General features: G+C 59.5%; 9 protein-coding genes and 1 pseudogene. 9 read left to right on the forward strand and 1 reads right to left on the reverse strand.

Annotation, left to right across the window (positions count from 1 at the left end; genetic code table 11):
- Positions 1-133: 133 nt before the first annotated feature.
- Entirely contained in the window at positions 134-1,468 is a 1,335-nt protein-coding gene (locus GH663_RS18845) for a TRZ/ATZ family hydrolase (RefSeq protein WP_153133151.1), read from the reverse strand.
- 97 nt (positions 1,469-1,565) lie between these two features.
- Here GH663_RS18845 and gyrA point away from each other — a divergent pair, with 97 nt between their 5' ends.
- The 9 genes and pseudogenes from gyrA (at position 1,566) to gmd (ending at position 12,054) form a co-directional block, all read left to right on the forward strand.
- Positions 1,566-4,190: a DNA gyrase subunit A gene (gene gyrA / locus GH663_RS18850; RefSeq protein ID WP_153133152.1), complete on the forward strand. Its 2,625-nt coding sequence runs from the start codon at positions 1,566-1,568 to the stop codon at positions 4,188-4,190.
- Positions 4,190-5,275 (forward strand): 3-phosphoserine/phosphohydroxythreonine transaminase, encoded by a 1,086-nt coding sequence (gene serC / locus GH663_RS18855; protein WP_153133153.1) that lies wholly within the window; start codon positions 4,190-4,192, stop codon positions 5,273-5,275. The genes gyrA and serC overlap by 1 nt, the downstream gene beginning before the upstream one ends.
- A gap of 6 nt (positions 5,276-5,281) precedes the next feature.
- A complete protein-coding gene (gene pheA / locus GH663_RS18860) occupies positions 5,282-6,373 on the forward strand; it encodes a prephenate dehydratase (protein WP_153133154.1) in 1,092 nt (363 codons plus the stop codon).
- Between the two features lie 9 nt (positions 6,374-6,382).
- Entirely contained in the window at positions 6,383-7,471 is a 1,089-nt protein-coding gene (hisC, locus tag GH663_RS18865; RefSeq protein WP_153133155.1) for a histidinol-phosphate transaminase, read from the forward strand.
- Positions 7,472-8,353: a prephenate dehydrogenase gene (locus GH663_RS18870; protein ID WP_153133156.1), complete on the forward strand. Its 882-nt coding sequence runs from the start codon at positions 7,472-7,474 to the stop codon at positions 8,351-8,353.
- Positions 8,353-9,192: a DNA ligase gene (locus GH663_RS18875; RefSeq protein ID WP_153133157.1), complete on the forward strand. Its 840-nt coding sequence runs from the start codon at positions 8,353-8,355 to the stop codon at positions 9,190-9,192. Before GH663_RS18870 ends, GH663_RS18875 begins: the two co-directional genes overlap by 1 nt.
- A gap of 147 nt (positions 9,193-9,339) precedes the next feature.
- Positions 9,340-10,285, forward strand: a pseudogene (locus GH663_RS18880) (IS481 family transposase).
- 78 nt (positions 10,286-10,363) lie between these two features.
- A complete protein-coding gene (locus GH663_RS18885) occupies positions 10,364-10,711 on the forward strand; it encodes a GDP-mannose 4,6-dehydratase (protein WP_246181648.1) in 348 nt (115 codons plus the stop codon).
- 236 nt (positions 10,712-10,947) lie between these two features.
- The gene (gene gmd / locus GH663_RS18890) at positions 10,948-12,054 is read left to right on the forward strand and encodes a GDP-mannose 4,6-dehydratase (protein WP_153133216.1); all 1,107 of its coding nucleotides are present in this window, start codon (positions 10,948-10,950) and stop codon (positions 12,052-12,054) included.
- Positions 12,055-12,066: the final 12 nt, after the last annotated feature.

A 12,066-nucleotide genomic window follows, 5' to 3' on the forward strand; every position in this document is an offset into this window, starting at 1 on the left:
TCCTGGGCGGTGGCAGCAAAGCCGATACCGGCCAGCAGGGCCAGAACCAGCGACTTCTTGGCGATGTTTTTGATCATTGTTTTCCCTCGTTGAAGAAAATTTGAAAATCTTTAACCCGCAATTCAGCCTAAAACTAAGCCTCCCAGCGGACTTCCAACCTATTTTGCCATAGTGCAACAGTCGATTCCAAGTCATTTTGGTCGGCCGGGCGAAGTGTTTTGTGGTCTACGCAACACTTTCCGGCGACCCAGACGTGGGTGACGCATTCTCGACCAGCGACATGTACCAGATGTGACACCGGGTCGAAACACGGCTTGCTTTCGATGTCGGCCAGGCTGACGGCGCAAAGGTCAGCAGCCTTGCCGGGGGTGATCGAGCCGATCTCGTCGCCGAGGCCGAGTGCGATGGCGCCGTTGAGTGTCGCCATGCGCAGCGCCTCGTTGGCCGGTAGGGCACTGGCGTCGCCGGTGCTGCCTTTGGCGAGCAGGGCGGCGAGGCGCATTTCGCCAAACAGGTCGAGCCGGTTGTTGCTGGCGGCGCCATCGGTGCCGAGGCCGACGTTGATGCCCAGTTGTCTCATTCTTGCCACAGGAGCAAAGCCGCTGGCCAGTTTCAGGTTCGAGGTCGGGCAGTGGGCGATCGAGCTGCCGGTCTCTGCCAGCAGTTGCAGTTCGTCTTCACTGAGGTGCACGGCGTGCACGCCGATGAAGCCGGGGCCGAGCAGACCGAGTTGGTGCAGGCGGGCGAGTGGCGGCTGTCCGTTTTGCCGCTGGCTGTCGTCGACTTCCTGGCGCGTCTCGTGGATGTGGCAGTGAATGGGCAGATTCATTTGCTCGGAAAGGGTCAGCACGCGTTCGAATGTGCTGTCGGAGACCGTGTAGGGGGCGTGGGGGGCGAGGCAGAAGTTGATCAGCGGCTGGTTGAGCAGTTTTTCGCGGACGGCCAGGCCTTTGTTCAGGTAGTCGTCGGCATCGCTGGCGTAGGTGGTCGGGAATTCGAGGGTGGTGATGCCCAGTGTCGCGCGCATGCCGTATTCGCTGGCGGCCGCGGCCGCCGCTTCCGGGAAGAAGTACATGTCGTTGAAGCAGGTGATGCCGCCCTTGAGCATTTCGGCGCAGGCTAGCCGGGTGCCGTCGTAAACGAACTGTGAGGAGACGTGGGCGGCTTCGGCGGGCCAGATGCGTTTTTGCAGCCAGTCGTGCAGCGGCAGGTCGTCGGCTATGCCGCGCATCAGCGACATCGCTGCGTGGGTGTGGAGATTGACCAGGCCGGGGATCAGGACATGCTCTTCCAGCGTGACGTGCTGGTCGGGCAGATAGCGCTGGCGGGCTTCACTGCCGGGGAGCACGGCGAGAATACGGCCATCGCGGATGGCAACGGCGTGGTTTTTGAGCACAACATCGGGGTCGACCGCAGCGATCCAGCGGGCTTCGATCAGAAGGTCGATTACTTCGGGTGTTGTTGTCATGGAAAACGGCATCGGCTCTATGTTGGGGCGTGTTAAAATAACAAATTACGCTCAATTCAACCAATAAGGCATCGCGCAAGCGGTGCGATTGTGAGACATGGATCAATTCGCCAAAGAAACACTGCCGATCAGCCTCGAAGACGAGATGCGGCGTTCCTATCTCGATTACGCGATGAGCGTGATCGTCGGCCGTGCGCTGCCGGATGCGCGCGACGGCCTGAAGCCGGTGCATCGCCGCGTGCTGTTCGCGATGCACGAGTTGAACAACGACTGGAACAAGGCCTACAAGAAATCGGCGCGTATCGTCGGTGACGTGATCGGTAAATATCACCCGCACGGCGACTCCGCAGTCTATGAAACCATCGTCCGCATGGCGCAGGATTTTTCCCTGCGCTACATGCTGGTCGATGGCCAGGGCAACTTCGGTTCGGTGGACGGCGATAGCGCGGCGGCGATGCGTTACACCGAAATCCGCATGGCCAAGATCGGCCACCAGATGCTCGAAGACCTGGACAAGGAAACGGTCGATTTCGGGCCGAACTACGACGGTTCAGAGCATGAGCCGCTGGTCATGCCGGCGCGCATTCCGAATCTGCTGATCAACGGTTCGTCCGGTATTGCGGTCGGCATGGCGACCAATATCCCGCCGCACAACCTAAATGAAGTGGTTGCCGGCTGTCTGGCCCTGCTCGAAAACCCGGCGATTTCGATCGATGACTTGATCGACTACATCCCGGCCCCCGACTTCCCGACCGCCGCGTTGATCTACGGCGTGATGGGCGTTCGCGAAGGTTATCGGACCGGCCGCGGCCGCGTCATCATGCGCGCCCGCACCCACTTCGAGGACATGGAGAAGGGCGGTCGTCAGGCGCTGATCGTCGACGAGATTCCCTACCAGGTGAACAAGAAGTCGCTGATCGAGAAGATCGCCGAACTGGTCAACGAGAAGAAGATCGAGGGCATTTCCGATATCCGCGACGAGTCGGACAAGTCCGGCATGCGCATCGTCATCGAACTGAAGCGCGGCGAAGTCGGCGAGGTCATCCTCAACAACCTGTACAAGCAGACCCAGTTGCAGGACACCTTCGGCATGAACATGGTGGCGTTGGTCGATGGCCAGCCGCGCCTGCTCAACCTGAAGCAGATGCTCGAATGCTTCCTGTCGCATCGTCGGGAAGTGGTGACGCGGCGCACCGTCTATGAATTGCGCAAGGCACGCGAACGCGGCCATATCCTCGAAGGCCTGGCCGTTGCGTTGTCCAACGTCGATGAAATTATCGCCCTGATCAAGGCGGCGCCGACGCCGGCTGACGCCAAGCGCGGCCTGATGGAGCGCATGTGGCGCAGCGCCGTGGTTGAGGAAATGCTGCTCCGCGCCGCTTCCGACGCTTCGCGACCGGAAGGGCTGGCGCCGGAATTCGGTTTGTCGGCACAGGGCTACCGGCTGTCCGACGCCCAGGCCCAGGCCATCCTTGAGCTGCGTCTGCAGCGCCTGACCGGCCTTGAGCAGGACAAGATCGTCGGCGAGTACAAGGAAGTCATGGCCAAGATCCTCGATCTGCTCGACATCCTGGCTCGTCCGGAGCGCATCACCGAAATCATCGTCAATGAACTGACTGCCATTCGCGAGCAGTTCGGCGACGACCGTCGTTCCGAAATCATCCTGCAGACTTCCGAACTCGGCATCGAAGATCTGATCACGCCGCAGGACATGGTGGTCACCCTGTCGCACGGCGGCTACATCAAGGCCCAGCCACTCGCCGACTACCGCGCCCAGCGTCGTGGCGGCCGCGGCAAGCAGGCGGCGGCGATCAAGGACGAGGATTTCGTCGATCACCTGTTTGTGGCTAATACCCACGATTACATCCTGTGCTTCTCGAACCGCGGCCGTTGCTACTGGCTCAAGGTTTACGAAGCGCCACAGGGCAGCCGGGTCAGCCGCGGCAAGCCGATCGTCAATCTCTTCCCGCTGGAAGAGGGCGAGCGGATCAACGCCGTGCTACCGGTCAAGGAATTCTCCGACGACCAGTATGTCTTCATGGCGACCGTCATGGGCACCGTCAAGAAGACGCCGCTGTCCGATTACTCCAACCCGCGCAAGGCCGGCATCATCGCCGTCGCGCTGGACGAGGGCGACTACCTGGTCGGCGTCGAGCTGACTTCCGGGCAGAGCGACATCGTGCTCGTTTCCGACGCCGGCAAGGCTGTCTGGTTCGACGAGGAAGATGTCCGTCCGATGGGGCGCGGGGCTCGCGGCGTACGCGGCATGAAGCTGCAGGAAGGCCAGTCGGTGATTTCCCTGCTGGTCGCCGAGAGCGATCAGCAGACCGTGCTGGTGGCTACCGAGAATGGCTACGGTAAACGTACTGTTTTGGCCGATTTCCGCCATTCCGGGCGCGGCACCCAAGGCGTGCGCGCCATTGCCGACAGCGAACGCAACGGCACGGTGGTTGGCGCCAAGCTGGTCGGCGACGAGGACGAAATCATGCTGATCACCACCGGTGGCGTGCTGATTCGTACCCGTGTCTCGGAAGTGCGCGGCATGGGCCGAGCGACGCAGGGCGTGACGCTGATTTCGCTGGATGAAGGCGAGAAGCTGGCCGGCCTGGAGAAGGTGGCCGAATCCGTAGTGGAGGCTGAGGCCGAAGTCGAAGTTGGCGCTGAGGTCGAAGCGGCACCCGAGGTGCCGACCCCGAACGCAGAAGAAGGTGGAGAAGCCTGATGAGTCGAATCTGGAATTTCAGCGCCGGTCCGGCTGCTCTGCCAGAAGAAGTCCTGCGCCAGGCGCAGGAAGAACTACTCGACTGGCACGGCGCCGGTTGCAGCGTCATGGAAATGAGTCATCGCGGTAAGGAGTTCATGTCCATCCTCGACCAGGCCGAAGCCGACCTGCGCGAACTGATGGGGATTCCCGCCAATTACAAGGTGCTTTTCCTGCAGGGCGGGGCGACGCAGCAGTTCGCACAGATTCCGATGAATTTGCTGGCCGGCCGTTCGGCCGATTACATCGTCACCGGTTCTTGGTCGAAGAAGGCGCTCAAGGAAGCGCAGCGCATCGGTGACGTGCGCTGTGCGGCAACGACTGAAAGCAGCGGTTTCAACCGTCTGCCGACGGCCGAGGAAATCAAGCTCGACCCGTTTGCCGCCTACCTGCACGTCTGTACCAACGAAACCATCCATGGTGTCGAGATTCCCGCCCAGCGCATTGCCGATACCGGGGTGCCGCTGGTCGCCGACATGTCGTCGCATATTCTGTCGCGGCCGGTGCCGGTCGAGAAGTTTGGCCTCATTTACGCCGGCGCTCAGAAGAACATCGGTCCGTCCGGTCTGACCCTGGTCATCATTCGCGACGACCTGCTCGGCATGGCGCCGCTGACCATCCCGAGCGTGATGGATTACGCGGTGATGGCGGAAAACGGCTCGATGCTGAATACGCCGCCGACGTACGGTATCTATATGGCCGGTCTGGTTTTCCAGTGGCTGAAGAAGCAGGGCGGTCTGGCCGCGATTGATGCGGTCAACGCCGAAAAAGCACGTATTTTGTACGAGGCTATCGATCAATCCGCCGGCTTTTACCACAATCCGGTCGATCCGGATTGCCGCTCACGGATGAACGTGCCATTCACGCTGGCCCAGCCGGAACTCGATGCGGCTTTCCTCGCCGAATCGAAGGCAGCCGGTCTGGTTTCCCTGAAGGGCCACAAATCGGTCGGCGGCATGCGTGCCTCGATCTACAACGCGGTTCCGCTGGCCGGTGTGCAGGCGCTGGTGGACTTCATGAACGATTTCGCCAAGCGCAACGGTTAACCCACGATGAGCGACGATCTGCAGAAGGCTCTGGCCGGCGTTCGCGCCGAAATTGACGGCATCGATGCCGAGTTGTTGAATCTCCTCAACCAGCGCGCCCGTTGCGCCCAAAAGGTCGGCGAGATCAAGGCCGAGCACGGCGAAGCGGGGCATATCTACCGCCCCGAGCGCGAGGCCCAGGTTCTGCGCCGGTTGCAGGATGCCAATCCTGGGCCGTTGCCGAACGAGGGCATTACCTTCTTCTTCCGCGAGGTGATGTCGGCCTGCCTGTCGCTCGAGCAGCCGCTCGGTGTGGCGTTCCTCGGGCCGCTCGGTACCTTTTCCGAATCCGCGGCGACCAAGCATTTTGGCCACGCGGCGCGCCTTTTGCCGCAGGCCTCGATCGACGATGTCTTCCGCGAGGTCGAATCAGGGCATGCCCACTATGCAGTGGTGCCGGTCGAAAACTCGACCGAAGGGGCGGTCGGCCGGACGATGGATTTGCTGCTCGGTTCGTCGTTGAAGATCTGCGGCGAAGTGGTGCTGCGCATTCACCAGAACCTGCTCTCCAACGAGACCGATCTGAGCAAGATCACCAAAGTCTATTCGCATGCACAGTCGCTGGCTCAGTGCCACGAATGGCTGAACCGGGTGTTGCCCAACGCGCAGCGTATTTCGGTGGGCAGCAATGCCCAGGCGGCGCAAAAGGCCTCCGAGGAGGCCGGGGTGGCGGCGATTGCCGGGGAAGCCGCGGCAACGCGCTACAGCCTGCCGCGTCTGGCCGAAAACATCGAGGACGAGCCGAATAACACGACGCGCTTCCTGATTCTTGGCAAGCACGACGCGGGGCCTTCCGGGCGCGACAAGACCTCGCTGATCATGTCGGCCCCGAACCGGACGGGCGCGCTGTACGAATTGCTGTTGCCCTTCTCGCATACCGGCGTTTCGCTGTCCCGCCTCGAATCCCGCCCGGCGCGCCATGCCCTGTGGGAATACGTTTTTTATGTCGATGTCGATGGCCATCGCGACGATCCGACCGTCAAGGCCGCGCTCGACGAACTGGCCGGCCGCGCCGCCTACCTGAAAATCCTCGGCTCCTATCCGGTTGCCGTTTACTGAGGAAAGTTCATGAGCCTCGCCGAACAAGCGCTCCCCTACGTCCGCGCTATTTCGCCTTACCAGCCGGGCAAGCCGATCACCGAGCTGGCCCGGGAGATGGGTATTCCGGTCGACAGTATCGTCAAGCTGGCGTCCAATGAAAATCCGCTGGGCGTCAGCCCGAAAGCCAAGAAGGCGGTCGAAGCGGCGATCAACGGCGTTGAGCGTTACCCGGACCAGTTCGATCTGATCAAGGCCGTCGCCGAGCGTTCCGGCGTCGCCCAGGGGCAAGTCGTGCTCGGCAACGGTTCGAATGATGTGCTCGATCTGGTTGCCCGAGTCTTCCTGGCGCCCGGTCGTTCGGCGGTGTTTGCCCAGCATGCCTTTGCGGTTTACCCGCTGGCCACGCTGTCGACCGGCGCCGAATTGATCGTCACGCCGGCCAAGAACTACGGTCACAATCTGGAAGCGATGCGCGCCGCCATTCGGCCGGATACGCGGATCATCTGGATCGCCAATCCGAACAACCCGACTGGCAACTTCCTGCCTTACCCGGAAGTGCGCGCTTTCCTGGAAAGCGTACCGAAGGATGTTGTCGTCGTGCTCGATGAGGCCTACAACGAGTACCTGCCTCCAGAAGAGCGGGCCGATACGGCTGCTTGGATAAATGATTTCCCGAATCTGGTGGTTTGCCGCACTTTCTCGAAAATTTTCGGCCTTGCCGGTTTGCGCGTTGGCTATGCCCTGGCTTCGGCCGAGGTCGCCGACCTGATGAACCGCGTCCGCCAGCCGTTCAATGTAAACAACCTGGCCCTGGCCGGCGCGCTGGCTGCACTCGACGACCATGAGTTCATTGCCGAGAGCTACGAACTGAACCGCCGTGGCACTGCGCAGATCGTTGCCGGCCTGCAGCGCCTTGGCCTCGAATACATTCCGTCGTTCTGCAACTTCGTGACCTTCAAGGCTGGCGACGGCGCGGCGGTCAATCAGAAGCTGCTGCAGCAAGGCGTGATTGTCCGGCCGATCGGTGGTTACGGCTTGCCCGAATGGTTGCGGGTGACGATCGGCACCGAGCCGGAAAATGCGCGCTTCCTGGAGGCGCTGGAGAAAGCCCTCTAAATGTCCGCGCATGCGCCCGAGTTCGGCAAAGTCGTTGTTTTTGGCACCGGCCTGATTGGCGGTTCTTTTGCGCTTGCCCTTAAGGAAGCCGGTGCGGTGGAAGAGGTGGTCGGTTTCGGCCGGACGCCTGCTACCCTGCGCGCCGCTCAGCAACTCGGCGTAATCGACCGGGCCGGGATCAACCCGACGCACGAAATCGAGGAAGCCGACATTGTTCTGGTCGCCACGCCGGTGGCCCAGATGCCGGAGATTTTTGCGCGCATCGAACCTTACTTGGGGCCGAATACCATCGTCACCGATGGTGGTTCAACCAAAGGGGATGTCGTTGCCGCGGCACGGGCCGCCTTTGGCGACAAGATCAGCCAGTTCGTGCCGGCCCACCCGATCGCCGGGGCGGAAAACAGTGGCCCGGCTGCGGCGCGTTGGGATCTGTATCAGGGCAAGAAAGTGGTCGTCACTCCTTTGCCCGAAAACAGCGACGATGCGCTCGATCACATCAAGCGCGCCTGGTCCCTCTGTGGCGCCGATATCTACGAACTGGCGCCGGAAGCACACGACCGGGTATTCGCGGCAGTCAGCCACCTGCCGCACCTGCTGTCCTATGCCTTGGTGCACGATCTGGCAGTCCGCGAGGATGCCGACCTGTTCTTCACCTTCGCTGCCTCGGGGTTTCGCGATTTCACCCGCATCGCGGCCAGTCATCCGGAAATGTGGCGCGACATCTGTCTTGCCAACCGGACGGCCCTGCTTGGTGAACTCGACAGTTACCGGGCGCAACTCGATGAACTGCGACTGGCCCTGGCGCAAAACGATGGCGAGCGGCTCGAAGAGGTGTTCGGTATCGCCCGCCAGGCGCGGCGAAGCTGGGCGGGCGACAACTGATGTCACGCCTGTTGCGTGCCTTGCTGCTCGGGCTCGCATTGGTCCAGCCGCTCTATTCATCTGCTGCGGAACCGCCGCCTATTCTGCTGGCGCAAACCTATCGTGGGCAAGTCGATGTTTCCCGTTATTTGATCAGCGAGAAACTGGATGGCGTCCGTGCCCTTTGGAATGGCAAAACGCTCAGCTTTCGGAGCGGCAAAGAAATTCAAGCGCCGCGCTGGTTTCTGGAGGGGTTGCCAAAACAATCGCTCGACGGTGAGTTGTGGATGGGACGGGGCAGTTTCGAACGTCTTTCCGGTGCCGTTCGCCGCGATTCACCTGATGACGCCGAGTGGCGGCAAGTTCGCTACATGATTTTTGAACTCCCTGGCGCGGAAGGTGGCTTTAGGGAGCGCGCCGAAGTCATTCGGCAAATAGTCCGCCAGGCCAGTGTCCCATGGTTGCGTGAAATTGAGCAGTTTTCAGTAGTCGACCGCGGCACTTTGCAAACACACTTCAGTAAGGTCGTTAAGGCCGGCGGCGAAGGCTTGATGCTGCACCATGCCGACGCCGAGTACCAGACCGGACGTAGCGACGTGCTCCTCAAAATGAAACCTTGGGATGATGCCGAGGCGGAGGTGGTTGGCTACAAGCCAGGCAAGGGGAAGTATGCCGGTGCCTTAGGGGCTCTGCGAGTCCGGATGCCGGATGGTAGGGAGTTTTATCTGGGTTCCGGGTTTGCCGATGAACGGCGCCGGAATCCCCCTGAGATTGGTACGGTGGTGACTTATCGTTATCGGGAGTTTACGGTAAATGGACTGCCCCGGTTTGCAACGTTTTTGCGTGTTCGTGGCGATTGATTGGATACGCTGATTGCATGGGGGGCAGTGGGGTATCAATCTACAGTATGCCATCCAGCCTAGCTGTGATCTCTCTGTAGGTTGTTCACTCGGGGTGTCTCCCCGGGGTATTGAGGGGGGCAACCATGCCCGCCGCCGAGGCCCCGAATGAACATCCATAAAAATGCCCGATTAACGCCGCGCGGTCGAGTCCTTCTTGTTCACTGCATGCTGGGCGGGCTACGCCCTGAAGAAGCAGCCCAAGCCAGTGGTGTCAGCGTTCGCGCCGCCTACAAATGGTTACAGCGTTTCCGAGCCGAAGGCGTAGCCGGGCTCAACGACCGCTCATCACGCCCGAAAATCTGTCCGCATGCCTTGCTGGCAACCCTCCAGGCCCAAGTGATCGAACAGCGGCGCAGCCGCCAGACGTATCGCCAGATCAGCCAGCAATGCGGGATTGGTCAGAGCACGATTGCCCGCTAGCTCCGGCTGGCCGGCCTCAACCGCCTGGCTGCCCTCTATTCGGCGGCCCCAATTGTGCGTTACGAGCATCCCGAGCCTGGCGACATGCTTCATCTCGACATCAAGAGGCTCGGGCGCTTTCAGCGGCCGGGACATCGGGTCACTGGGGATCGCGCGCAGAACTCACCCCGGGGCCGGTTGGGAATTCGTCCATGTCGCCCTCGACGACAATTCGATAGTCGCCTTTGCCGACATACAGCAGGACGAAAGCGGCCGCAGTACTTCTCGGGCCTTGCTGTCGGCCCTGCGCTACTACCGCTCGTTCGGCATCTCCTTCAGGCGGGTTCTGACTGATAACGGCGCCAGCTACAAATCCCGGCGCTTCGCCCGGCTTTGCCAGCGTCTGGGGCTGCGCCATGTGCGGACCAAGCCCTGCACGCCTCAAACCAACGGAAAGGCAGAGCGTTTCATCCAGACCGCCTTGCGGGAATGGGCCTATGCCCGGACCTATGAGTCCTCCAGTCACCGCGCTCAACATCTGCCGCTCTGGCTGCATTACTACAACTGGAACAGACCTCATGCCAGCCTTCAATATCAGCCGCCAATCACCCGAATCACCGCACTGAACAACCTGGTGGGCTTACACGGCTAGCCAGAGTGGAAAGTTTCTGGCCGCAAGCTCAATCTTGTCAAAGGTGATATTCGCGATCAACGCTACCTAAAAGAAGCAATTCGCCGCTATAATTGCACCGTCGTTATTCACTTCGCCGGCCTGAAAGCAGTTGGTGAATCAGTTGAAAAGCCGCTCGACTATTACAACAAAGTCATCGGCACGCATCGCCTGCTCCAGGCCATGGCTAACTGTGGTATCAAAATGTTGGTCATCAGTTTCTCGGCAACGGTCTGTGGCGGACCGCAGTTTTTGCCCTTGACCGATACATCCGCTATCGGCAACCAACCCCTATGGGGGCACCAGGCTGGTTGTAGGGGAGATATTGCGCGACGTGTATCGTTCCGACCCATTCTGGCGTATCGGTACCCTGCGCTACTTCAATCCGGTGGGGGGGGCTCAGGCTGAAGCGTTCGACTGAGTTAAGGTAATGATTTGTAAATAAAATGCCGTTTGGATGCTGGCGACGATAGGCAGTACCCGGTTAGGGGCAGAAAAATCGCCTCAATACCTGTTGAGCCTCAGTTCACTTGTCACTTTTTACTTGGCAAGCACTTGTCGGGGCGCAGAGACTCCTCGTGGTAAACTTGGATAATCATCAGTTTTATGGCATTTATGATTTTGGCAAAATATACGGATTGAAAATGAAGAAAATAGCACTTATTACCGGTGTGACCGGGCAAGATGGCGCCTATCTTGCTGAGTTTTTGCTTGAGAAGGATTATGAGGTCCATGGAATAAAAAGACGCACTTCGCTTTTTAATACGGATAGAATCGATCATTTATTTAAAGATCCGCATATTTCTGATGGGCGCTTCATTTTGCATCATGGGGATATGACCGATTCGTCGAGTCTGGTGCACATAATTCAAAAAGTCCAGCCAGATGAAATCTATAATTTGGCTGCTCAGAGCCATGTGGCTGTTAGCTTTGAAGAGCCAGAGTACACTGCGAATTCCGATGGCTTAGGTGCATTGCGAATTTTGGAAGCGATTCGCATACTTGGGCTTACAAAAAAGACTAGGTTCTATCAGGCCAGTACGTCAGAGTTATACGGTTTGGTTCAGGAAATACCGCAGAAAGAAACTACCCCTTTCTACCCACGTAGTCCTTATGCTGTCGCAAAACTATATGCATATTGGATCACCGTAAACTATCGCGAGGCGTATGGCATTTACGCCTGCAACGGGATTCTATTCAATCACGAAAGCCCGAACCGTGGTGAAACGTTTGTGACCAGAAAGATCACTCGTGCGCTCGCCAGAATTAGACTGGGCCTGCAAGAGAGGTTGTACTTGGGAAATCTAGATGCCAAGCGTGACTGGGGGCATGCTCGTGATTACATCGAGATGCAATGGCTGATGCTGCAGCAAGACAAGCCGGAAGACTTTGTCATTGCTACGGGTGTGCAATACAGCGTTCGCGATTTTGTTGACGCAGCGGCGCGTGAGCTCAAGATGGAAATCCGCTGGGAAAACCAGGGCGTCAATGAAAAGGGCTACTGGGTGAATCGTGGTGCAGGCAACCCGGATATCCCCATCGTCGAAGTCGACCCGCGTTACTTCCGGCCGACCGAGGTTGAAACGCTGCTGGGCGACCCTTCAAAGGCCAAGGAAAAGCTAGGCTGGCAACCGCGAACCGCCTTTGCTGAGCTGGTGGCGGAAATGGTTCGGGAAGACCTGAACTCTGCAAAACGTGATGAACTGGTCAAACACCACGGGTTCAACGCCTTTAACTATCACGAACAGTAAAACCGATTTTGC

The sequence above is a fragment of the Dechloromonas hortensis genome (assembly GCF_009469765.1).
Lineage (GTDB): Bacteria > Pseudomonadota > Gammaproteobacteria > Burkholderiales > Rhodocyclaceae > Azonexus > Azonexus hortensis.